A 21,432-nucleotide genomic window follows, 5' to 3' on the forward strand; every position below is an offset into this window, starting at 1 on the left:
GAGGAATCGTCATGTTAATCGAACAAATCATGAATACGACGTGCATCACGATGCAACCGACGAATTCCATCGCGCATGCGGTTGAACTCATGCAACGTCATCAGATTCGTCATATTCTCGTCGTTAATGCCCGTCATGAACTCGTCGGTCTTGTCGGACTAAAGGAAATTCAAAGCGCGAGTAGCATCTTTCATCCGGACACAGCAAAACAAGACCTACAGTATCCCGTTTCAAGCATTATGATCGAAAGCCCTGTCACGGCCCATCCGCTTGATTTTCTAGAAGATGCGGCTGTGCTGTTTTATGAATATCGCTTATCCTGCTTGCCAATCGTCCGCGGTCGACGTCTTGTCGGTATCGTCACGGAAACGGATCTGTTACGGACATTCGTTCAGTTGACGGGTGCACTCGAACCAAGTTCCCAAATCGAGATCCGTGTCGAGAATACAGCAGGTACATTAGCGAAGATTTCCGCACTGCTTGCTAAAACGAATATTAATATTTTAAATGTACTCGTGTATCCAACAGACGATCCGTATGTCCGGATTGTTGCGTTTCGTGTTCAGACGATGAATCCAATTCGGATCATCGAGAAGTTACGCAAAGAAGGATTCGATGTACTTGGACCGGATGTGAGCAGATGAAGGATTTTGCTTATCTGTATAGTCCTGAAGAAGCAACCTATCGATTTTCCGAGACCCACCCATTTAACCCAATCCGTCTCGAATTAACCGTTTCCTTGCTTGAATCGATGCATCAATTAGATGACATCCCTTGTATCGCCCCACGTCATGCGACCGATGAAGAATTGGCACTCGTTCATGATCAGGATTATATTGCTGCTGTCAAAGCAGCCGGAACCGGAGTATTATCACCACTCAAGGCACAGATGTACGGTCTTGGTACGGAAGATACTCCCTTGTTTCAAGACATGCATTCGGGTGCTTCCCTCCTTGTCGGCGGAACGATTGAAGCATGTGACCTCGTCTTATCTGGTCAGTATAAACGCACATTTCATATCGGCGGTGGATTACATCACGGGTTCCGCGGACGTGCTTCAGGGTTTTGTGTCTATAACGATACGGCTGTCGCCATGGCGGCGATGATTGAAAAATATCACTGTAAAATCCTTTATGTCGATACGGATGCTCACCACGGGGATGGTGTGCAATGGGCCTTTTATAATCGAAATGATGTCATGACACTATCTCTCCATGAAACGGGGCGCTACTTATTTCCAGGAACGGGGATGGTAACGGAGAGAGGATCTGAAGAAGGATACGGTTTTAGCTGGAATGTACCACTGGATGCTTTTACGGAAGACGATTCGTTTTTACTTGCTTATGAGACGGCACTCTTTGAGGCATGCGAGTTGTTTCAACCGGATCTCATCATCACACAAAATGGCGCTGATGCGCATGTGCTTGACCCATTGACGCATCTATCCTTAACGATGAAAAGTTATGAAAAGATTCCTCAAATCGCTGTGGCTGCGGCAGAAAAGTATACAGATGGAAAAATCGTTGCTTTAGGCGGCGGTGGTTATGATTGGTATCGTGTCGTTCCTCGCGCGTGGAGTCAGGTTTTTGCTGCCATGACAGGACAAGATCCTTTTCACGGGGAAATTCCAATTGCATGGCAAGAACGATGGGGCGGACAGGAAATAGCGCCACCCACGCACTGGCATGATCCGTCACCACTTTATCCCGCAATTCCAAGACGTCCTGAAATTGAAGAAAAAAATTGGGAGACCGTCAAACGATTGATTTGGCCATTCGTAAACGATGAACGTAAAAAACAACTGACAGCGATTTCCCCCTATTCCGCTGATTAATTGACTTTTTATCTTCACATTTATTTCGTTCGGAGTTCACATCTTGTTGCTATACTAAATATGGAATTTTTACTTAGTAAACGAATAGTTGGGGGAATCATCATGAAAAAGGCATGGCTTTACTCCGGTCTCATTCTGTCGACAGGGATCGTACTTGCAGGGTGTGGGAATGAAAAGCAGGCAATGGATCACGATAACATGCAAGGGGCTGGAAAACCGACCGTCGACGTCACTGTCGATATCCCAGCAAAGACAATGGATGAAGATGCCGTCGTCTTTAAAGCATCCGCGGTCGAAAAGAAAAAGCCCGTCAACCTTGAGGACGTGACGTTTGAAGTTTGGAAAGCTGGAAAACAAGATGGGGCACATCAAAAATTCAAAGCAACCTTGAAAAAGACAGGTTTCTATCAAGCAGAAGCCAAACTTGCTGAAGGTGAATACGAAGGTCTCTATCATATTAATGATAAAAAAGGACTCCATCACATGGATAAGATTTCTTTTGTCGTCATGGATCATTCACATGAAAAAGAGGAAGCATCGCATGAACACGAAGCCGTCGATGGTCTGTCTGTCCATTATATGGGTGCGACGAAAGTAAAGGCTGGTGCTGACCTCCCTGTCTCCTTTCACGTTTTTCTCGATGGAAAACCATTAAAGGCGAACGTTCAAGTCGAAGTCATTGAAACCGGTATTGAAAAACATAATTATGTTCCATTAACTAAAAAAGGTGATGCATACAGCGGAAAAGTCACATTGAACGCCCCCGGTCAGACGACTGTGCGTCTGCACGTCGAAAATGATCAACTCCACCATCACCAAGATGAACTCATCACCGTCACAAAATGAAAAAGCGTCTCTTTTTTCAAGCAGCTTGCTTGAGAGAAGAGACGCTTTTTCGATTAAGGGCGTGTCGAATCCCGTTGTTCGATTCGGTGTGGTAACGTGACATCGTTCGTTTCGATTTCTTCTTTGTTCAAAATCTTCGTCAAAAGACGCATCGAGACTGCTCCAATATCATACATCGGCTGAACGACAGTCGTCAGTTTCGGACGAATCATCGTCGCAAGACGTGTATTATCGTGTCCGATGACTTCGAAGTCTTCTGGAACACGGTGTCCGGCATCTTGTAAGGCATGGATGACACCAAGAGCCATCTCATCTGTTCCAGCAAAAATCGCACGTGGGCAATCTTCTCCAAGTTCAAGCAACTGGTTCATCGCCTTCATTCCTGAATCATACGTATAGTTTCCAAGGACGACGTTTTGTTCGCTGAATGGAAGGTTCGCCTCTTCGAGCGCTCGACGATAACCAGCAAATTTCTTTTCACCATTGATTTGCTGTTCAAGTGGACCAGTGATGAACCCGATCCGTTCATGTCCACGGTCAATCAATGATTTGACGGCGTCATGTGCAGCACTTTCGTAATCGATGTTGACGGCAGGAAGGTCATAATCTTGATTTAGTGTCGCAGCGAGAACGATGGGCACAGGTGATGTCTTGAATTCACGAACGAGATCCTCATGTAGACGCCCACCCATGAAGATGATCCCATCAACCTGTTTTCCAAGTAATGTATTGAGCAAATGGATTTCTTTTTCCCGATTTTGGTCGGAGTTACAAAGAATGATGTTATATTTATACATCGTCGCAACATCTTCAATCCCCCGTGCTAAATCCGCAAAAAAGATGTTCGAGATATCGGGTACGATGACACCGACAGTCGTCGTTTTTTTACTTGCAAGTCCACGAGCAACAGCGTTTGGGCGGTAACCCAGTTGTTCGATTGCATCTTGGACCTTCTTTCGTGTGGATGGTTTAACGTTCGGATTCCCGTTGACGACACGCGATACGGTCGCCATCGAGACAGCCGCCTCTCGTGCGACGTCATAAATCGTAATATTACTATTCAAAACAAATTCCTCCTTTAGTATGATCCATCTCAAGTGTTTTCATTTCGTTTTCATTTTTAGGCAACACGAAAGGAAGACAGGAAAAGATAGTTTTCTTTTCCCATTCTTCCTTCATTGTAAAACGTTTTCATTCGCTTTAGGTCACCCTTTTTCGAAAATCATTGAACGTTTAGTGCCGGAAAGGTAGTCGTCAAGTTTTCGACGAACGTATCGAATTCTTGGAAATCAAGTTGTTGGTTCGCATCAGATAGTGCGAGTGCCGGAAACGGATGGACTTCAACCATGACAGCATCAGCACCGATCGCGTAAGCCGCTTTCGCTGTTGGCAACAGAAGATCCTTCCGTCCTGTCGAATGCGTCACATCGACCATGACAGGAAGATGTGTCTCTTGCTTCAGAATTGGAACTGCTGAGATATCAAGCGTGTTCCGTGTTGCACGTTCATATGTCCGAATGCCGCGCTCACACAAAATGACTTGATCGTTACCACTTGCCATGATGTACTCAGCCGCGTACATGAACTCCTCGAGTGTTGCAGCAAGTCCTCGTTTTAAAAGAACCGGCTTATTTGTACGACCGACTTCTTTTAGTAAATCGAAGTTTTGCATGTTGCGTGCGCCAACCTGGATAATGTCGACATATGGTAAAGCAGATTCAACCGCACTCGGCGTCATGATTTCAGTGATGACATGCAAACCGTGCGCGTCCGCTGCTTTTTTCAACATTTTTAGACCCTCGAGTCCAAGACCTTGGAAGTCGTAAGGTGATGTGCGTGGTTTGTACGCTCCACCTCGCATGAACTTCACGCCGTGTTTCGCGAGTTGTTCCGCGACTTCGAATACTTGTTCCTCGCTCTCGACCGCACATGGTCCAGCAATCAATTGTTGAGAACCATCTCCGATGACAGCATCTCCGATTTGGATGATCGTGTTCGTCGGTTTTTGTTTCCGTGATACGAGTAATTTCCGAGTCCGATCTTCTCCTTGTAATTCAAGAGAAGCTTTGAAAATTTCTTTAAATACATGCTGAAGGCGTCCTGTTTCAAAAGGTCCATGGTTATTAGCAGCAATTGATTCGAGCATTTGACGTTCCCGAACAGGGTCGTAACGGTCAAGCCCTTGTGCTCGTTTGACTTTTCCGATTTCGACAGCAATTTGACCACGTCGGTTCATCAATTCCAATAATTCTGCATTCACTAAATCGAGTTCATCCCGTAATCTTTTTAATTCTGCGTGTTGATCCATGTCCTACCACTCCCTAATCAGCATATAGCTCGTAATAGCAACTAATTATAACGAACTCTTTCCATGTTGTACATAAAGAAGCTGCATGATTTCTTAAAATATGAAAATAAATTACGTTTTTTCATATAATTTTTTCTACGTTTTCTCTATAAAGAAACATAGAAAAAGAGCCCTCATGATGAGAGCTCCGTATTCACTTCTTATTTCTTATGATTCACATCAGATTGTGGGTCATTGTCTTCCTCTTGCTCTTCCGCTAACTGTTCCCGTAGCTCTGAAAGATCAACGACCGTTTCCGTATCGATTTCTTCTGCCACGGATGCGCCATCGACTTCGTCCCCAATTTCACGCTCGATGTCACGTACAAGCTGTTCTGCTTCTGCGAGAGCTGCATCGATACTTGCCTGATCCTTCTCAAAACCAGCGTATTGTGCCGCTTCTTGAACTGTCGAATTATTCTTTGCTTTTTCAATGACAGGTGCTGCTTTGTCTTTTGCCAGTTGAATCCATTCTCCCACGAGTGGTTCTGCTTTTTCGCGAACAACTTGCGTCTGTTCTGTCAAACGTTGACGTGCAGGAGCCGTACGCTCGTCGATTAAGTCGCGCATCTCACGACCTGATTTCGGACTAGAAAGGAGAGCTGCCGCGGCACCAATCAATCCACCAACGATGATTCCCGCAAGGAAACCTCCTCCTTTAGAAGAATCTTGTGCTTGATATGGATGTTGTTTCGTCATGATTTACGATCTCCTTTCAACTCATCTGGAATGCTTTCGACGTCCGGGACGGATACGACTTCCGGTGTAACCGGTGTCTCTGCTTTTTTCCGGAATCGACGACGTGGTTTTTTCTCAACTGTCGTCGTTGCTGTCGTATGATTTGAAACTGTTGTTTCTGCCGGTTTATTTTTTTTGAATAATTCTACAGCGACTGAGCCCCAACGGACTGCTTGTGCAATCTGGTCTTTATTCGTATCTGCCGCACCAGCGACCGTATCGGATACCGTCCGGACAGAATCTGTTACTTTATTCAAGGACGTACCAAGCTCTTCGATCGAGTTTGCAACAGGTGCAAGCAACTCGGTTTTTTCTTCAATCGTATCGACAAGACGATTCGTCTTATGTAACAACGCTGTCGTCTCCATCATGATACCGTCCAATTGACGTTCAAGTCCTGCTGTCGTGTTGGCTACATTGTTCAGCGTCTTACTTGCTGCACTTAGTACACGGGCAAGGAAAATGACGAGTACTACGAATGCGATCGCAGCGACTAATCCGGCGATTCCGCCTAATGTGATTTCCATGGTTCTTGCCTCCAATTTTTTGCGTAGTCTTTTGTTGTTAGTTCGACATGTAGCAAGTCGTTCCTGCTACTCCAAATGGTTTATTTCCGTTACAATGATAATTGAAACCTACATCATCCATTTCGAGGGGGAAATTTCATGCGTGACCCACGTCTTACTCAACTGGCAACGAATCTGATCAACTATTCGGTTGCCCTTGAACCTGGTGAAAAAGTATTGATTGAAAATTTCGGTATCGAACGTGAACTAGTCGAAGCACTCGTAGAAGCTGCCTACGCGGCTGGCGGTCATCCGTTCGTCTTACTTAAGGATAATCGTATCCTACGAAAATTATACCGAAATGCTTCAGAAGAGCAACTCCAATTGATGGCAGACATCGAACGTAAGCAGATGCAGGCGATGGATGCATACATCGGATTACGAGCTGGTGATAATATCAATGAACTATCGGATGTACCAGCTGAACAAATGAAACTGTACGGTCAAACGATTGGTAAGATGCATACACAGGATCGCGTCAAAGGAACGAAATGGGTCGTCCTTCGCTTCCCGACAGCATCGATGGCTCAACTTGCCAATCAATCGACAGAAGCATTCGAAGACTTTTACTTCGATGTCTGTACGCTTGATTACGAAAAAATGGGACAAGCGATGGAACCGCTCGTCGATTTGATGAACCGGACGGATCGTGTTCGTCTCGTCGGACCAGGAACGGACCTTTCGTTCTCGATCAAAGACATCCCAGCAATCAAATGTGCCGGAAATGCCAATATTCCGGACGGTGAAGTCTTTACGGCACCCGTTAAAGATTCCGTCAACGGTGTCATCTCATATAACACACCATCTCCGTATCAAGGATTCACGTTTGAAAACGTCAAACTGACGTTCAAAGACGGTAAAATTGTCGAAGCGACGGCGAACGATACGGATCGTATCAACCAAGTCTTCGATACAGATGCGGGTTCTCGTTTCGTCGGTGAATTTGCGATTGGCGTCAATCCCTTTATCCAGCATCCAATGAAGGATATTCTGTTCGATGAGAAAATCGATGGCAGCTTCCACTTCACGCCGGGTCAAGCTTACGAAGAAGCCTACAACGGTAATGATTCATCCGTTCACTGGGATCTCGTCAATATCCAACGCCCTGATTACGGTGGTGGGGAGATCTGGTTTGACGACGTATTGATCCGTAAAGACGGTCGTTTCGTCCTTCCTGAACTCGAAGTCCTCAATCCTGAAAACCTGAAATAAGAAAAAGCGGATGGCTCGTCCTTCATAGGACAGGGGCATCCGTTTTCTATATCTTATTTTTTCAATGTCGCACGAAGCATCCAAATTTGTTTTTCGATTTCCTTCGCTTGACCAAGCAGATCATCTTCCACTGTTACGTCTTGTGCCTCAAGATGTTCAATCGCATCAAGCATCTCTTTTCGGACTTGTTGGAAGTCTTTAATGACCGAATCGATCATCTCATCTGCTGACAAACCTGATTTTGCTTCTTCGAGTGTCGTTTGTTCTAAATATTCTTTTAGCGTCGCTGAAGGTGTCCCGTTATTCATCAAGAGACGTTCCGCAACGACATCATACTGCTCAGACACCCATGTATAGAGTTCTTCAAGCTTCTCGTGAAGCGTCAAGAAGTCTGGACCTTTAATATACCAATGGTAGTTATGGAGCTTAACGAATAGGACCCCATAGTTTGCGACCTGTTGATTCAAGGCTGATTTTGCATGATTACTGATCATCTGATATTCCCCTTTCCTGATTTCAAATGACGTTCTAATTCATCTTTATCCTTAAATAACAAAGGATAAACATCATTTTCAGGAAGATTGGATTATCGCGGACGTTTTAATCCCTTTAGCATATATCCGCCTTTGAAGTCGACGGAATCGAAGGCAACGAGAAATGCTTTCGGTTCATACTCCTCGACGAGGTTACGGAGCACTTTCATACGTGTTCGTGCCGCAAGGACATCTAATCGGTAACGAACACCGTCTCGACCTTGTCCTTGATAATGCGTCACACCGAAACCATTATCACGGATGACTTGAATGAGTTCTGCCGGAAATTCTTGTGTGTGTACTTGGATCATATTGTAACCGATGGCTAGTTTTCGTTCGACATATCCACCAATGAGTATACCAAGTCCGAATCCGAGTGCATAAACGACCATACCAAGTGTCGTTAAGTCTTGGAACACGATTCCTAATGCAAAAATGTAAATCAATGTTTCGACCGTCCCAAAGAGTCCGGCAATGACGGTCCGCCCTTTGACAAGCATGATCGTCCGTAATGTCAAAACAGGAACGTAAATCAACTGGAGCAATAAGATGAGTAAAATCTGTCCCATGGTGTCTTTCCTCTCTATAATAACTTCAACACATACACACTATTTCAAACTTTATTTCAAGATGCAATCCTATTTTAGATTTTCCCTATCAGTTTTTTGATTTTACTATCACAATTCAAATTTACGACAAAAAAATGCCACTCTAATCGAGTGACACTTTTGGTTCTCACTTATTTTACACTTTGATATTGATGCTGATACGTTTGAATGTCGCCCGCTCCCATGAATAGAAGCACAGCATTTTCATGCTGACGTAGGACAGAAACGTTGTCGCGCGTCAGAATAGAAGCTTGCGGAATTTTCTCCTGCAAATCTTCGACTCGAACTTGCCCTTCCTGCTCACGTGCTGAACCAAAGATTTCACATAGATATGTCGCATCTGCTTCACGTAAAGATGTCGCAAAATCATCCATGAATGATTTCAAGCGTGTGTACGTATGCGGTTGGAAAATCGCGATGACTTCACGATCCGGATATTTCTTCCGTGCCGACTCGATCGTTGCGCTGATCTCTTTTGGATGGTGTGCGTAGTCGTCTACTAGGATTTGTGTGCCAAATTCTGACTCACTGAAGCGGCGTTTCACTCCACCGAATGTTGCTAAACGTTCAGCAACGTCTTCTTTACTCAATCCTTCGTACTGACAGATCGCAATGACCGATAATGCGTTCAAGACATGATGACGACCGAATCCTGGAATCAGGAACGTGCCATAGAAATCATCACGTAAATAGACATCAAACGATGTACCGTCTGGCGTTGATGTCGCATTTTCAGCTCGGAAATCATTGTTTTCTCCGAATCCATAATAAAGAACAGGTACATTCGCTTGAATGTTTTGAAGATGTTCGTCATCTCCACAAGCAACGATTGCTTGCTTGACCTGCATCGCCATCTCTTGAAAAGCCGAAACGACATCATCGATTCCCGTGAAATAATCCGAATGATCGAAGTCGATGTTCGTCATGATAGCGTAATCCGGCTTGTAATATAAGAAGTGACGTTTGTATTCACATGCCTCGAAGACGAATGCCTTCGCATCTTCTACTCCTGCCCCTGTTCCGTCTCCGATCAAGAAGGCCGTCGGTGTAATACCGCTCAAGACGTGTGAAAGCAAACCTGTCGTCGACGTTTTTCCGTGTGAGCCTGTAATGGCGACCGAACGATATTCATTTGCTAAGTGTCCTAAGAAATCGTAATAATGATGGATCGTTAAACCAAGTTCATTTGCCCGTGCGATTTCTGGATGATCATCTCCAAAGGCATTCCCCTGGATGATGACATAATCTTCTTTGATGTTATCCGCATTGAACGGGAAGAATGGAATTCCCTTAGCCCGTAACGCGTCTTCAGTAAAAATGTGCTTTTCGATGTCTGAACCTTGTACCTCATGATTCATCTCATGTAGTACTTGGGCGAGCGCACTCATCCCTGTTCCTTTGATTCCAACAAAATGATACTTTGTCATATAAAAGCCCTCCAATTCACGTTCCGGTCCGTACCATCGGGCTCGGGTACAAAACCTGTACCATTATAGCAAACCGATTTATTTTTTACCATGTAAATTATTTTGCTCTCGACGCGCACGATACATCGCCATCAAGTCTTTTGTCGTCATAACGACATTGACAGGCGGTCCAACCGGCTTTTTCACTTCCGACTGAACGGGTGCTACTGCTTCCGCTTCAGTAACAGATGGATCCAAAATCGAAGTGACTTCTTCCGATTGTTGCTTCTCTGCTTCTTGATCATCAAGAAGTGCCTCGCTCGATGTATCCATCGGAACAGTTTGCTCTTCTACGGTTTCACGTGTAGAAGGCGCTTCACTTACCCGCTCTTTTACAACCGTTTCTTCTGTTTCAGGTACGGTCGGCAATTCGACTTCGCTTACGTGATCTTGATTGGCTTCAGGTTCCGGTACAAGTAATTCAACGTCCGTCACCGGTACAAAGCCAGCATCTGCTTCTGCATTGTCTAAGACAACTTCTTCCGGCGCAACAGCCTCCTGCTCCGTCAAAGTAACCTCATCAGTAATTCCCTGTTCATCTGCATCTGAAACCTGTTCAACGGTTTTTGTTTCTTCCGCAGCTTCTACCGTTTCAGATACAGATTGTTTCGGACGTTGGAATCCATAAATCGGTGAAGGAACATCTGTTAAAACGAAGCGGTCTTCGCGCTCCTCTTTTTTCGGACGCTCTACCGGCTTTGTCTCACGTTCCCCCGCAAGCTCTCGACGAATTCGGGCAGCTTGCTCCTTTAGTGACTGTTCATAACGATTACTCATACGTTCACCCCTCCATCTTGTTAAAAAATCGGTCGAATCATCGACCGATTGAGAATGCTTCCCCTACTGCTGATGTATCATCAAGTACAAGAATCCCTTTTTCTTGTGGCGCATTGGCAAGTCCGAGCTCACGCGCTGAACAGAGCATACCACTTGACGGTACGCCACGTAATGCTGAAGGACGAATGATTAACCCAGACGGCATGACCGCACCCGGTTTAGCGACGACGACCTTTTGACCCGCTGCTACATTCGGCGCTCCACAAACGATTTGTAAAGTTCCGTTATCCACCTCTACCTGACAGACCGATAATTTGTCAGCATCCGGATGCTTCTCACAAGAAGCAACAAACCCGACAACGAATTTCGGAGAATAGTCAACTTGTTCGAGTGACAATTCGATATCTCGGTTTGCAAGTTCCTTTTGGATGCGTGCTGCCAATTCTTCCGTCAATTCAACCGGTCCTTGTGACTCGATCGTAAATGTATTCGACGCCTCAAACAAGTTGTAACCAACAATACGATCACCATGCTTGATTGTTGCTACGTCTCCTTCACGAGTCGCCGTCACTTCCGCACGTGGTGCGTCTTCTAAAATGATCATTAAGACGTCACCGACGCCCTCTTTATTATAAAACACATTCATTCAATCCATGACTCCCTTCCGTCTTTCTCACAATGCCTATTGTATCAGATTCTTTACTCTTTCGGCTGCTTGTTTTTCGCGAGGACGAAGACCGGCTCAAGATTGCCATCTTCATATAAGAATGGCAATGCCGTAACAGGTACACGACCGTTCGAGAAGAAATCAAACATGAGTTGTTGTAAGACATCATATCCAGCGTCATTGCGGATATCGGCAAAAATCAAGACATCCTGGTGTGGAATACCAACAGCGAATTCCCCTTCGATCCGCGCCGCGTAATCAGCTAACAATGTCTTGTTCAAGACACGACTCGCCTCATATCCGTCTCCAAGACTCAAGAAATAAAAGATGTTCCCCGCTACTTCATCTTGTTTAAATGGCGCATCGAGCGATTTCAGGTTAAAACGTGCAGCTTCCGACAGCTGTTCAGCCGTCCATTCTGCAGATGCCAATAACTCCTCGTCAATCAAACGATATGTCGCCCCTAAATCAAGTGCGTACATGATTTTCGTCTCACCAGTATGTGGTGTGCTGACAAGCGTTTTTCCTTCTTTTGTCGTATCAGCAAACGATTTAGCCCGAATGACAGGGAATATTTTCTGTTCTTGTCCAACGAGTGAAATTTGATCCGTTTGTCCGAGCACAGCACGGATGTATTCGATCGTCTCTTCGACTGCGATGACACCTCTTCGTTTTGCTTTTGCGACGAGCGGGTTCAATCCGACATCAACGCCTGATTTATCATGCTTCCGCTCAATTCGTAACACGGACTTTTCACGATCGAAATACGTTGTATAACCTTCTTCTTCGAATGTTTGTGTCATCATTCTTCGGATTTGTTGTAGTTCCACTTGATTTCATCCTTTCTATCATGAAAAAAAGCGAGTCAGCGCTCGCTTTTTTCTTAAACCGTTTCTAAAAATGCTGTCACTTGTTCTGGTGTCTTCCGCTCTTTGCCGACATAACGCCCTGTTTCTTCACCATCTCGGAACGCGACAAAGCTTGGAATTCCGAAGATGTCCATTTCCTGGGCAATTTCAATGTGATCGTCGCGATCGACATAGTAAAATTCGAACGCGTCAAACGTCTGCTCGATTTCCGGCATGAACGGATCTAAAAAGCGACAATCCGGGCACCAGTTTGCTGAGAATAAAAAGACGGCCTTGCCTTGTTTTGCTGTATCGAATTCTTGTTTGGATTGTAATGTTTTCATGATGGTTTCCTCCTTTAATTTCCCTAGAAGTCATTGCCCTCATCATAGCATATTCAAATGTGACTGTGCGTTTTTGTGCTCGGTTTGCTATACTGCAACTAGAAAACACCTTGAAAGGACTTCACTATGGCAGATCAACCAATCAAACATCCGTTCGAACGCTTCGTCGGCTTCATCGGCATGACGAGTTGTTTACGTTACGGCTATTCCTTCATTGATTCCGAACGGAGCTTACCCGAAATCTTTTTATATTTAGTTGTCGGTTTCGCGGTCATCATTCTACTCGAAGCACTCGGAAAACGACTTGCTCGGAAATTACCTGTCGTGCGCATGCGTTACTTGATACCCCTCTATCTCGTTTATCTTTACATCTTCTTCACGAGTTTTTATTCGAGTTCATTCGGATTCTCTTTATGAAATGAAAAAAAGCTGATTCAAAAGGCATGTCCTTGTTTATCCACCATTCGGTCAAACAGACACATTCTTTAGAATCAGCTTTTTGTACTTAATATTCGATTTTCAAGTCACCATCTTGAATCCGACCGAGTCGAAGTAATAACCGATAGATGAGATAACTGATGATGCCAGGCGCAATAAAACATAATACGATGACGGCTACATAGTATTCCATTTCAAATCCCATCGTCTTCAACAACATCAATGGACCAACAAAACCACTCGTCCCCATGCCTGAGCCTTCTGGGTTGCTCTCAAGCATCAACAGAACAGTCGCGAATGGCGCTAGGATAGCACCTGCGATCGTAGGCGGAATGAGAATCCAAGGATTGCGGATGATGTTTCCGACTTGGAGCATCGATGTGCCGATACTTTGTGCGATGACGCCCCCGATTCCGTTATCACGATAACTGATGACACCAAAACCAATCATTTGAGCGGCACAGCCGATCGTCGCAGCACCCGCAGCAAGTCCATCCAATCCAAGCATGATTCCAAGTGCGGCACTTGAAATCGGCGCTGTCAATGCAAGTCCCATGACGGTAGCAATGAAGATACCCATGAACAACGGTTCGCGTTCCGTCCCCCAGCGAATTATTTCACCCAGATCGGTCATGCCTTTTCCAATCCATTTCCCGGCATAACGTCCAGCAACGAATCCAACTAGCAACGTGACGAACGGCGTCAACAGAATATCGAGTCGCGTCGTCTTTGACACGAGTTTTCCGATTTCTGTTGCAAGTAGCGTCGCAATGTAACTACCTGCCGGTCCGCCAGCTTCATATCCAAATGCTCCAACCGCAACTGCTGCAAATAAGATGAGTGGCGGTGCTTCAAGCGCAAACGCTACGGCGACACCGATCGCTGGTCCCGTCAGAGCAATCGCCTGCTCGCCTAATTGAATAAGAAACCTTGCTTCGATACCACGATCTACCAACCCTTCTCCGATTGTTTGAACAATCAAGCCCATGATCAGCGAACTGAATAAACCAAGCGCCATATAACTTAATACAGTGATGAAATATACTTTAGGGCTAAGTGAAATTCCCTTTTGCTTGAACATCTTGTCACGTCCTTTACTCAACATCGCGTATCATTATACCAAATCCACTTTCGATTCGACTAGGCTGTTTTTCCAACTGACAAGACAATCAACATCATTATGTTCTCACTACAATAAAATAGACGACGGATTATAAGTCCGCCGTCTATTTCATGAGGATGGTCCTCCCCGTTCGTTATTTACTTGACTTGCAATGTTGCAAGCGTCGTCGTATCAAGATTCGTGACGAGTTTTCGTAGCAATTCCTTCGCCGCATCATAATCATCTGTATGCATGATCGATGCGTGCGTATGGATATAACGTGCCGGTAAACCAACGACTGTTGTTGGAATACCATTGTTCGAGCGATGGATGACACCGCCGTCCGTTCCACCTGCACCGACGTAGTATTGATACGGAATCTTGTTCGATTCTGCCGTATCAAGGACATAATCCGTCATCTCTTTCGAAAGAATCATGACGCTGTCTTTAATACGGAGTAATGGTCCTTGTCCGAGTTGACCAAATTCCGTTTTGTCTCCTGACGCATCATTGGCAGGAGACGCATCGACGACGAACGCCACATCAGGATCGATAAGCGTCGTCGCTGTTTGGGCACCGCGCAATCCGACTTCTTCTTGAACCGTTGCACCAGAGAACAAAATGTTCGGATGATCCGCTGCTGTCGTCTCCTCCAACAATTCGATTGCCATTCCGACACCATAGCGGTTATCCCATGCTTTCGCCATGATTTTCTTCGGATTCGCCATCGGTGTGAACGGGAAAAATGGTACTGCCGGAATACCCGGACGTACACCAAACGATTCCGCTTCTTCTTTTGAATCCGCACCGATATCGATGAACATGTCTTTGATTGCCATTGGCTTATTGCGTACTTCTTCTGTTAATAAGTGTGGTGGAATCGACGCGATGACACCAGGGATGATACCGTTGTCTGTACAGATCGAGAACCGTTGGGCAAGCAATACTTGACTCCACCAACCACCGAGCGGTTGGATCCGTAACATCCCATTCTTCGTGATTTGCGTCACCATGAATGCCACTTCATCCATGTGTCCGGCAACCATGACTTTCGGTCCTGTCGCATCCCCTGTTCGCTTCCCGAAAATCGAACCCAGTCCATCTGTAACGATCTCATCCGTGACAGGTGTAATGCGTTCGCGAACGAACTGACGAACATCGTGTTCAAACCCTGGTGCCCCATTTAATTCCGTCAGTGTTCGAAATAACTCTCTCGTTTTTTCATTCATATGTATCGCCTCCTGTTACCCATTATACAAAAAATTGCTTCAATCACTTAACCTTTTGTTTCTCTCTGAACGAATTATTTGGTACAGTAGGAATAGAACCTGTAAGGAGGGGAATTTTAATGAAAAAACGCTATTGGATTATCGGATTGGCAGCAGCTGTCGTCGCCGCTTTCGCAGTGAAGAAGGCCGTTGACAATAAACAACTTTCTGCCGAAGAAGCGCTCGAAATCACGAAACGCACATTTTCAGCAAAAGGACGTGTCCAAGGTGCATGGATCTCTGCAACACCGGAGGCTTACGCATATGAGTCACGTGACTACCAAAGCTATAAAGGTGGCATCTCGGTCCTTGAAGGTGATGACGAAAAAACGTATCAATTCACAGTCGATGCCGAAACTGGCGCATTACTCGAATACGCTTAATCAGAAGACCGTGCTTCAATCGATGAAGTACGGTCTTTTTTTCACGTTCCTATAAAGGAGGTATGATTCATGTCCATTCTTGCTACTATCTTCGTTTTACTTGTTTCCTTAGAGCACTTTTATATCATGGCTCTTGAAATGTTCTTTTTATCCTCTAAGGCGGCACGACGTACATTCGGACTGACGGATGAAGCGGTCGCATCTAAGCAAATCCAGACGCTTTTTGCCAATCAAGGTCTCTACAATGGATTTCTAGCCGCTGGTCTTCTGTTTGGTCTGATCCGTGAAGATATTGCTGTCCAACTGTTCTTTTTAGCTTGTGTGATCATCGCCGCACTCTATGGCGCCTTGACGGCTAATCGTTCCATTTTACTTAAACAAGGATTACCCGCCATACTCGCTTTCATCTTTGTGTTGTTAGCATAAAAAAAAGCCTCTACCCAAACGGGTAGAGGTTTTTTTGATTAGCGCGGGTTATCGTTGCGCTCATAAATCGGATTCATGTATTCCGAAGTAGAGTACAAACGTGGTACGACGATGTATAAGACGATCGCTGGTACAGCGATGATCAACAACATCAAGAGTACCGGTAACCAGTAAACGACTTTTTGATGAAGATTATCCGAGTTGCTGTCGATGTATTCTTTTACGCCATCAACTTTTGCAGCGTCGGCATTCGTCAACAATTTACCGCTATCGGCATTGAAGAAGTGAATTTCACGTTTGATTGTGATGAAGATGCCGTCACGAACTGTCTTGATGACAGCGATTCCGCCAATGACTTCTTCTCCTTTTCCGTTCGTGAACGTCTTCGGATCCTCGATTTTGACCGAACCTTTTTTATAATCGTAATGCGTCGTTGGTAATTCCTCATTTAATGCTTTTGTCATTTCTGAGGTATCAACCGCAGCAAGTACCGATTGACCGATACTTAACGCGAGAAAGAGCGCCGTTACGAAGGCTAAGCTTTTCTGCCACATCCCCAAATTCCCCCTTTACCTATAAGTACAAGTTCTTCAGTCAACAACATTGTACCAATTAATAAGAAAAAAGTGTGAAAGAAATACCAGGAAAATAAGAAAACTTTTTGTCTAAATTAATTTTGGTATGTTGCTTCCATCCGATAAATTGGTTGACCCATTGAAGAAAAGCGCTCTTCATACTCTGTCCGGACGTTATCCTCCGGTTCATTCGCATGTAGATCAAGCGACATCCAGTCAAAACGCATACCGTATGCCGACATCGTCATCAGACTCGATTCAAACAACTTTCGATTGTCAGTCTTGAAATGGATTTGTCCTTTCGCAGGTAAGATGTCTTCATACGTTGAGAGGAACGTTTTATACGTCAAACGACGTTTCGCATGGCGTGTCTTCGGCCAAGGATCCGAGAAGTTCAAATAAACGCGCGCTACTTCACCTTTTTCGAAGTAATCACGTAAATCTTTCGCATCGACCGTCAAGACGCGAACATTTGCTTGTGGAGCCTCTACTAATTTTTGAACGATCGTCACTGCTACGCTCTCAAAAAGTTCAATCGCGATGAAGTTGATCTCCGGATGTTGGTTTGCCATCCCTGTAATGAAGGCTCCTTTTCCTGACCCCACTTCGATGTAGATCGGATTATCATTTTTAAACTCTGTCGCCCAGTTTCCTTTCAGGGATGCTGGTTCTGCTATATAGATCGAGGATTGTTCCTTCATATAATCCTGTGCCCATGGTTTATGTCGTAAACGCACTATCGTTCATCCTTTCCAAACTTAAATTATCCGCAGATAAGTTTATCATGATTCGGGTAATTATATAAGAACTTCTTCAATCCCGATTGAAGAATGTTCAGCAGTTCGTCACTTGAGAAACAGTGAGCAATCTACTACACTAAAGGTACGTAAGAACTAAAAAGGAGGGCTATACCATGGAAGACTTCTTGATTGCTTGGGGCTCCCCCATCGTTCTCGTCATGGGCATCTGTGCCTTATTCGTCTGGGCGACTTTCGGAAAAGTCGACGTTGAATAAGCGCAATCTCTGTACCTTGTGTAATCGTACACAAGGTACTTTTTTTATTCTCTAAACGAATTTAGGTTGGATTTACCATGAAACAGATGTATACTTTTTTCGAAACAGATTATTTATTACAGCTATCGAACACCAAAAAACGTTGGTAAAAAGGAGAATTGTAATGAACGAAAATAAAAACAGTGATTCAAAAGAACTAGTACAGAAGAAAACAGGTGCAGACTTAGTCGTCGATTCACTCATCGAACAGGGTGTAGATTACATTTTTGGTATTCCTGGCGCCAAAATTGATTCCGTCTTCAATGTGTTACAGGATCGGGGACCTGAACTCATCGTTGCACGTCACGAACAAAATGCTGCATTCATGGCTCAAGCCATTGGTCGCTTGACAGACAAACCAGGCGTTGTACTTGTAACATCTGGTCCAGGCGCATCAAACTTAGCGACAGGTCTTGTGACAGCAAACTCTGAAGGTGACCCAGTTGTCGCGATCGCCGGAGCCGTTACACGAGCAGATCGCTTAAAACGAACACATCAGTCCATGGACAATCAGGCACTCTTTACACCGATTACGAACTTCAGTGCAGAAGTGCAAGATGCCGATAATATTCCAGAAGTACTGTCCAATGCTTTCCGAACAGCGGAAACGACATCTGGGGCTGCTTTCGTTAGTATCCCGCAAGACGTCGGATTGAGCGAAGCGAACGTCACGGCATTCCGTGCGGTTGAAGCACCGAAGCTCGGTGTTGCACCAGAAGCTTGGGTTGAAGAAACAGCTCGTTTGATCCAAGATGCGAAGCTACCTGTCTTGTTGCTCGGTATGCGTGCGAGTCAGCCGGACGTCGTACATGCGATTCGTTCCCTGCTCAAACACGTCTCGATTCCTGTCGTCCAGACGTTCCAAGCGGCCGGCACATTATCACGTGAGCTTGAATCGAATTTCTATGGACGCGTCGGACTATTCCGTAACCAACCGGGAGATGCACTGCTCGCAGAAGCGGATCTCGTCCTCTCGATCGGCTATGACCCAATTGGCTATGATCCGAAATTCTGGAACCAACCGACGCACGACCGGACGCTTGTCCATATTGATCAAATGCGTGCTGAAATTGACCACTTCTATCGCCCAGACCGCGAGCTTGTCGGTGATATGGCGAAAACGGTCGATGCAATCGCCGAGCGCCTGCAACCACTCACATTACCTGAAAGTTCAGCTCAATTCCTTGAAGGATTACATCAACGTCTTGTCGATCGCGATGTTCCTCCTGTCGCGGATTCTCCGTTGACGCACCCACTCTATTTCATGAAGACGTTACGTGAAAAAATTGCGGATGATGTCACGGTAACAGTCGACGTTGGTTCTCACTATATTTGGATGGCACGTCATTTCCGTTCGTACGAACCACGTCACCTTCTCTTTAGTAATGGGATGCAAACGCTTGGTGTCGCGCTTCCTTGGGCAATCGCAGCAACACTCGTACGTCCTGGTAAGAAGGCCGTCTCGATTTCAGGTGATGGTGGATTCCTCTTCTCGGCAATGGAACTTGAGACAGCTGTTCGTTTGAACTCACCACTCGTCCACTTCGTATGGCGTGATAGCGGATTCGACATGGTCGCGTTCCAACAAGAGATGAAATACAAACGGAAATCCGGTACGTCATTTGGTGACGTCGATCTCGTCAAATATGCTGAGAGTTTCGGAGCAAAAGGATTACGCGTCAATCATCCATCTGAACTAGCCGCAATCATGGATGAAGCACTCGCGACAGAAGGACCAGTCATCGTCGATGTTCCGATTGATTATCGCGACAACATCGCGCTCGGAGAACAAGTTCATCTCGATCAATTGAACTGAGGAGGATTCACATGACACACGATAAAACACTCGTCCAGATTTCAACGATGATGGCACTACTCGACGGAGTATTCGAGAGTGAAGTCACATACGCGTCCGTTATTGATCAACGAAATTTTGGTATCGGAACGTTCGACCACTTGGATGGTGAGATGATTGGTTTTGATGGTCAGTTCTACCAGCTCCGTTCAGACGGTAGCGCTCGACCACTTCAGCCTGAGACGACAACGCCGTTTGCGACTTTGACCCGTTTCGTGCCAGAGCAAACGCTCTCCGTGACAGAAGAGATGTCAAAATCGGAATTCGAACACTGGTTGAATGAACAACTACCGACGATCAATAGTTTTTATGCCGTTCGAATTGATGGAACGTTCACAGAGGTGCAGACACGTACCGTCGCACGTCAAGAGAAACCGTTCGTTCCAATCACGGAAGCTGTCGCCTCTCAAAGCGCGCGTACTTTCGAACAAACGGAAGGAACACTCGCCGGTTACTACACACCACGGTTCGGTCACGGCATCGCCGTCGCTGGATATCATCTTCATTTCATCGATGCTGAACGCGCGGGCGGAGGCCATGTCTTTGACTACACGGTCAAGAACGTCACCGTCACATTCGAAGAAAAACCGCAGCTTGATTTACGTTTACCAACGACTGAAGCGTATCGGTCGGCGGATCTTGAAAGTCATGATATTGAAAAAGAGATTAAAATCGCAGAAGGTTAATCAAAAAAGCGTGTCGTTCCTTTTCGGAATGACACGCTTTTTAGTCGTTCGAGTATTCAAGTAACTGTTCTAGAAAATGATAGCTGTCCTCGACATCCGGATGACGCATATCTTCATACCAATACAAGGATAATACAGCTTGCGCTACGACATACCAATGCATTCGTTGTTTCAGATCATTCGTCAACGGATGACCATAATGCTCAAACCATTCGGGCCAAGCCGCTTCATCGACATAACTGTATAACATCATCCCGAGGTCATACGCACGGTCGGCAATGATCGCATCATCCCAGTCGTTCAGGTAGAGTTGACCGTCCGCTCCCGTCAACCAATTATTATGATTTAGATCTGAATGACAGACGACTTGTTCATCCGTTCTTACTTGCTCCAGATTTCGTTCGAGATAATCCATCGCAAGTTCTACCAGTTCTGGATTCTCTAAGTCTTCTGGTTGAAAATATAAGTGACATTGGCGCAATAACTCATCAGGCTCGATCGGACGTTGGTCAAGCTGTTGTAGCATGAACAGCAATTCCTTCGAATCATGGATTTTCCCAAGCAAACGCGCCACTTCCGGACGTTCCATCATTTCCGGCTCCAACTCGTCGCCTTCAATGAATTGTTGCGCACTGATGACATCCCCGCTATAGATTCGTTTCGTCCATAATAATTTCGGGACGATTCCGTCCGCGGATAAAATCGCCAAGAACGGCGATGAATTTCGTTTTAAGAACAATTTTGATTGTCCGGTTGAAGCGATGTACGCTTCTCCTGTGATTCCACCTGCTGGCGTAAGGGTCCAGCCTTCGCCAAGCGCATCTAAAATATCTATTTCCATTATAATCCGCTCAACTTTT

The 21,432-nt window shown here is 45.3% G+C and carries 26 protein-coding genes; 10 read left to right on the forward strand and 16 right to left on the reverse strand.

Annotated features, from left to right (window positions below; genetic code table 11):
* Positions 1-11 precede the first annotated feature (11 nt).
* The 3 genes from Q7C19_RS08440 to Q7C19_RS08450 all read left to right on the forward strand — a co-directional run bounded on the left by Q7C19_RS08440 (position 12) and on the right by Q7C19_RS08450 (position 2,680).
* Complete coding sequence (locus Q7C19_RS08440; RefSeq protein WP_035406212.1) at positions 12-644, forward strand: acetoin utilization AcuB family protein; 633 nt, start codon at positions 12-14, stop codon at positions 642-644.
* On the forward strand, positions 641-1,834 hold the full coding sequence (locus Q7C19_RS08445) for an acetoin utilization protein AcuC (RefSeq protein ID WP_056062706.1): 1,194 nt from the start codon (positions 641-643) through the stop codon (positions 1,832-1,834). Before Q7C19_RS08440 ends, Q7C19_RS08445 begins: the two co-directional genes overlap by 4 nt.
* Before the next feature lie 102 nt (positions 1,835-1,936).
* The gene (locus Q7C19_RS08450) at positions 1,937-2,680 is read left to right on the forward strand and encodes a FixH family protein (protein WP_155960138.1); all 744 of its coding nucleotides are present in this window, start codon (positions 1,937-1,939) and stop codon (positions 2,678-2,680) included.
* Positions 2,681-2,733: 53 nt separating this feature from the next.
* Here Q7C19_RS08450 and ccpA read toward each other — a convergent pair whose 3' ends face one another.
* The 4 genes from ccpA to Q7C19_RS08470 form a co-directional block, all read right to left on the reverse strand.
* Positions 2,734-3,744, reverse strand: a complete 1,011-nt coding sequence (gene ccpA, locus Q7C19_RS08455) for a catabolite control protein A (protein ID WP_035406207.1) — start codon at positions 3,742-3,744, stop codon at positions 2,734-2,736.
* A gap of 158 nt (positions 3,745-3,902) precedes the next feature.
* Positions 3,903-4,988 carry a bifunctional 3-deoxy-7-phosphoheptulonate synthase/chorismate mutase gene (locus Q7C19_RS08460; RefSeq protein ID WP_290752076.1) on the reverse strand — a complete coding sequence of 362 codons (1,086 nt, stop codon included), beginning with the start codon at positions 4,986-4,988 and terminating at the stop codon, positions 3,903-3,905.
* 200 nt (positions 4,989-5,188) lie between these two features.
* On the reverse strand, positions 5,189-5,725 hold the full coding sequence (locus Q7C19_RS08465; protein WP_035406201.1) for a YtxH domain-containing protein: 537 nt from the start codon (positions 5,723-5,725) through the stop codon (positions 5,189-5,191).
* On the reverse strand, positions 5,722-6,291 hold the full coding sequence (locus tag Q7C19_RS08470) for a DUF948 domain-containing protein (protein ID WP_035406198.1): 570 nt from the start codon (positions 6,289-6,291) through the stop codon (positions 5,722-5,724). The genes Q7C19_RS08465 and Q7C19_RS08470 overlap by 4 nt, the downstream gene beginning before the upstream one ends.
* A gap of 138 nt (positions 6,292-6,429) precedes the next feature.
* On the opposite strand from Q7C19_RS08470, the gene Q7C19_RS08475 reads away from it, so the two are divergent.
* On the forward strand, positions 6,430-7,542 hold the full coding sequence (locus tag Q7C19_RS08475) for an aminopeptidase (RefSeq protein ID WP_035406195.1): 1,113 nt from the start codon (positions 6,430-6,432) through the stop codon (positions 7,540-7,542).
* Positions 7,543-7,595: 53 nt separating this feature from the next.
* Here the strand turns inward: Q7C19_RS08475 and Q7C19_RS08480 are convergent, their stop codons facing one another.
* The 7 genes from Q7C19_RS08480 to Q7C19_RS08510 all read right to left on the reverse strand — a co-directional run bounded on the left by Q7C19_RS08480 (position 7,596) and on the right by Q7C19_RS08510 (position 12,785).
* On the reverse strand, positions 7,596-8,036 hold the full coding sequence (locus tag Q7C19_RS08480) for a Dps family protein (protein WP_023469073.1): 441 nt from the start codon (positions 8,034-8,036) through the stop codon (positions 7,596-7,598).
* Positions 8,037-8,128: 92 nt separating this feature from the next.
* On the reverse strand, positions 8,129-8,644 hold the full coding sequence (locus Q7C19_RS08485; RefSeq protein ID WP_035406192.1) for a DUF2179 domain-containing protein: 516 nt from the start codon (positions 8,642-8,644) through the stop codon (positions 8,129-8,131).
* A 170-nt stretch (positions 8,645-8,814) separates the two neighbouring features.
* Positions 8,815-10,110, reverse strand: coding sequence for a UDP-N-acetylmuramate--L-alanine ligase (gene murC, locus Q7C19_RS08490; protein ID WP_035406189.1), 1,296 nt, complete (start codon positions 10,108-10,110; stop codon positions 8,815-8,817).
* A 78-nt stretch (positions 10,111-10,188) separates the two neighbouring features.
* The gene (locus tag Q7C19_RS08495; protein ID WP_290752088.1) at positions 10,189-10,926 is read right to left on the reverse strand and encodes a hypothetical protein; all 738 of its coding nucleotides are present in this window, start codon (positions 10,924-10,926) and stop codon (positions 10,189-10,191) included.
* Between the two features lie 37 nt (positions 10,927-10,963).
* On the reverse strand, positions 10,964-11,572 hold the full coding sequence (gene ytpR / locus Q7C19_RS08500) for a YtpR family tRNA-binding protein (RefSeq protein WP_035406183.1): 609 nt from the start codon (positions 11,570-11,572) through the stop codon (positions 10,964-10,966).
* 53 nt (positions 11,573-11,625) lie between these two features.
* Positions 11,626-12,423, reverse strand: a complete 798-nt coding sequence (locus Q7C19_RS08505; RefSeq protein ID WP_056062718.1) for a DUF1444 domain-containing protein — start codon at positions 12,421-12,423, stop codon at positions 11,626-11,628.
* 53 nt (positions 12,424-12,476) lie between these two features.
* Positions 12,477-12,785 (reverse strand): thioredoxin family protein, encoded by a 309-nt coding sequence (locus Q7C19_RS08510; protein WP_035406177.1) that lies wholly within the window; start codon positions 12,783-12,785, stop codon positions 12,477-12,479.
* Between the two features lie 126 nt (positions 12,786-12,911).
* On the opposite strand from Q7C19_RS08510, the gene Q7C19_RS08515 reads away from it, so the two are divergent.
* Positions 12,912-13,202 carry a hypothetical protein gene (locus tag Q7C19_RS08515; RefSeq protein ID WP_056062721.1) on the forward strand — a complete coding sequence of 97 codons (291 nt, stop codon included), beginning with the start codon at positions 12,912-12,914 and terminating at the stop codon, positions 13,200-13,202.
* A gap of 88 nt (positions 13,203-13,290) precedes the next feature.
* Here the strand turns inward: Q7C19_RS08515 and Q7C19_RS08520 are convergent, their stop codons facing one another.
* Entirely contained in the window at positions 13,291-14,304 is a 1,014-nt protein-coding gene (locus tag Q7C19_RS08520; RefSeq protein WP_214852777.1) for a PTS sugar transporter subunit IIC, read from the reverse strand.
* A gap of 179 nt (positions 14,305-14,483) precedes the next feature.
* Complete coding sequence (locus Q7C19_RS08525) at positions 14,484-15,554, reverse strand: M42 family metallopeptidase (RefSeq protein WP_056062727.1); 1,071 nt, start codon at positions 15,552-15,554, stop codon at positions 14,484-14,486.
* A 119-nt stretch (positions 15,555-15,673) separates the two neighbouring features.
* Here Q7C19_RS08525 and Q7C19_RS08530 point away from each other — a divergent pair, with 119 nt between their 5' ends.
* Together Q7C19_RS08530 and Q7C19_RS08535 are read left to right on the forward strand one after the other, a co-directional pair.
* The gene (locus Q7C19_RS08530) at positions 15,674-15,976 is read left to right on the forward strand and encodes a PepSY domain-containing protein (protein ID WP_012371126.1); all 303 of its coding nucleotides are present in this window, start codon (positions 15,674-15,676) and stop codon (positions 15,974-15,976) included.
* Positions 15,977-16,045: 69 nt separating this feature from the next.
* Positions 16,046-16,402 (forward strand): DUF1304 domain-containing protein, encoded by a 357-nt coding sequence (locus Q7C19_RS08535; protein ID WP_035406166.1) that lies wholly within the window; start codon positions 16,046-16,048, stop codon positions 16,400-16,402.
* 38 nt (positions 16,403-16,440) lie between these two features.
* Here Q7C19_RS08535 and Q7C19_RS08540 read toward each other — a convergent pair whose 3' ends face one another.
* A complete protein-coding gene (locus Q7C19_RS08540) occupies positions 16,441-16,956 on the reverse strand; it encodes a hypothetical protein (RefSeq protein WP_035406163.1) in 516 nt (171 codons plus the stop codon).
* A 116-nt stretch (positions 16,957-17,072) separates the two neighbouring features.
* Positions 17,073-17,714 carry a tRNA (guanosine(46)-N7)-methyltransferase TrmB gene (gene trmB, locus Q7C19_RS08545; protein WP_035406161.1) on the reverse strand — a complete coding sequence of 214 codons (642 nt, stop codon included), beginning with the start codon at positions 17,712-17,714 and terminating at the stop codon, positions 17,073-17,075.
* Between the two features lie 176 nt (positions 17,715-17,890).
* Between trmB and Q7C19_RS15655 the strand changes: the two genes are divergently transcribed.
* The 3 genes from Q7C19_RS15655 (at position 17,891) to budA (ending at position 20,572) form a co-directional block, all read left to right on the forward strand.
* On the forward strand, positions 17,891-17,992 hold the full coding sequence (locus Q7C19_RS15655; protein ID WP_414651135.1) for a cytochrome bd oxidase small subunit CydS family protein: 102 nt from the start codon (positions 17,891-17,893) through the stop codon (positions 17,990-17,992).
* 163 nt (positions 17,993-18,155) lie between these two features.
* The gene (gene alsS, locus Q7C19_RS08550; RefSeq protein WP_056062730.1) at positions 18,156-19,847 is read left to right on the forward strand and encodes an acetolactate synthase AlsS; all 1,692 of its coding nucleotides are present in this window, start codon (positions 18,156-18,158) and stop codon (positions 19,845-19,847) included.
* Positions 19,848-19,858: 11 nt separating this feature from the next.
* Positions 19,859-20,572: an acetolactate decarboxylase gene (gene budA / locus Q7C19_RS08555; RefSeq protein ID WP_214852765.1), complete on the forward strand. Its 714-nt coding sequence runs from the start codon at positions 19,859-19,861 to the stop codon at positions 20,570-20,572.
* A gap of 40 nt (positions 20,573-20,612) precedes the next feature.
* Here budA and Q7C19_RS08560 read toward each other — a convergent pair whose 3' ends face one another.
* The gene (locus tag Q7C19_RS08560; RefSeq protein ID WP_056062733.1) at positions 20,613-21,413 is read right to left on the reverse strand and encodes a phosphotransferase family protein; all 801 of its coding nucleotides are present in this window, start codon (positions 21,411-21,413) and stop codon (positions 20,613-20,615) included.
* Positions 21,414-21,432: the final 19 nt, after the last annotated feature.

The organism is Exiguobacterium sp. PHA03 (assembly GCF_041945985.1).
In the GTDB taxonomy this organism is placed as follows: domain Bacteria; phylum Bacillota; class Bacilli; order Exiguobacteriales; family Exiguobacteriaceae; genus Exiguobacterium_A.

Bases quoted from the DNA above. Each gene is read 5' to 3' on its own strand.
- Q7C19_RS08515 (WP_056062721.1), top strand. From the start codon at position 12,912: ATGGCAGATCAACCAATCAAACATCCGTTCGAACGCTTCGTCGGCTTC.
- Q7C19_RS08450 (WP_155960138.1), top strand. From the start codon at position 1,937: ATGAAAAAGGCATGGCTTTACTCCGGTCTCATTCTGTCGACAGGGATC.
- alsS (WP_056062730.1), top strand. From the start codon at position 18,156: ATGAACGAAAATAAAAACAGTGATTCAAAAGAACTAGTACAGAAGAAA.
- Q7C19_RS08535 (WP_035406166.1), top strand. From the start codon at position 16,046: ATGTCCATTCTTGCTACTATCTTCGTTTTACTTGTTTCCTTAGAGCAC.
- Q7C19_RS08475 (WP_035406195.1), top strand. From the start codon at position 6,430: ATGCGTGACCCACGTCTTACTCAACTGGCAACGAATCTGATCAACTAT.
- Q7C19_RS08540 (WP_035406163.1), bottom strand. From the start codon at position 16,956: ATGTGGCAGAAAAGCTTAGCCTTCGTAACGGCGCTCTTTCTCGCGTTA.
- Q7C19_RS08465 (WP_035406201.1), bottom strand. From the start codon at position 5,725: ATGACGAAACAACATCCATATCAAGCACAAGATTCTTCTAAAGGAGGA.
- Q7C19_RS08560 (WP_056062733.1), bottom strand. From the start codon at position 21,413: ATGGAAATAGATATTTTAGATGCGCTTGGCGAAGGCTGGACCCTTACG.
- murC (WP_035406189.1), bottom strand. From the start codon at position 10,110: ATGACAAAGTATCATTTTGTTGGAATCAAAGGAACAGGGATGAGTGCG.
- Q7C19_RS08520 (WP_214852777.1), bottom strand. From the start codon at position 14,304: ATGTTCAAGCAAAAGGGAATTTCACTTAGCCCTAAAGTATATTTCATC.
- Q7C19_RS08495 (WP_290752088.1), bottom strand. From the start codon at position 10,926: ATGAGTAATCGTTATGAACAGTCACTAAAGGAGCAAGCTGCCCGAATT.
- Q7C19_RS08530 (WP_012371126.1), top strand. From the start codon at position 15,674: ATGAAAAAACGCTATTGGATTATCGGATTGGCAGCAGCTGTCGTCGCC.
- Q7C19_RS08525 (WP_056062727.1), bottom strand. From the start codon at position 15,554: ATGAATGAAAAAACGAGAGAGTTATTTCGAACACTGACGGAATTAAAT.
- Q7C19_RS08480 (WP_023469073.1), bottom strand. From the start codon at position 8,036: ATGATCAGTAATCATGCAAAATCAGCCTTGAATCAACAGGTCGCAAAC.
- Q7C19_RS08440 (WP_035406212.1), top strand. From the start codon at position 12: ATGTTAATCGAACAAATCATGAATACGACGTGCATCACGATGCAACCG.
- Q7C19_RS08485 (WP_035406192.1), bottom strand. From the start codon at position 8,644: ATGGGACAGATTTTACTCATCTTATTGCTCCAGTTGATTTACGTTCCT.
- ytpR (WP_035406183.1), bottom strand. From the start codon at position 11,572: ATGAATGTGTTTTATAATAAAGAGGGCGTCGGTGACGTCTTAATGATC.
- Q7C19_RS08470 (WP_035406198.1), bottom strand. From the start codon at position 6,291: ATGGAAATCACATTAGGCGGAATCGCCGGATTAGTCGCTGCGATCGCA.
- budA (WP_214852765.1), top strand. From the start codon at position 19,859: ATGACACACGATAAAACACTCGTCCAGATTTCAACGATGATGGCACTA.
- Q7C19_RS08510 (WP_035406177.1), bottom strand. From the start codon at position 12,785: ATGAAAACATTACAATCCAAACAAGAATTCGATACAGCAAAACAAGGC.
- Q7C19_RS08460 (WP_290752076.1), bottom strand. From the start codon at position 4,988: ATGGATCAACACGCAGAATTAAAAAGATTACGGGATGAACTCGATTTA.
- Q7C19_RS08445 (WP_056062706.1), top strand. From the start codon at position 641: ATGAAGGATTTTGCTTATCTGTATAGTCCTGAAGAAGCAACCTATCGA.
- Q7C19_RS15655 (WP_414651135.1), top strand. From the start codon at position 17,891: ATGGAAGACTTCTTGATTGCTTGGGGCTCCCCCATCGTTCTCGTCATG.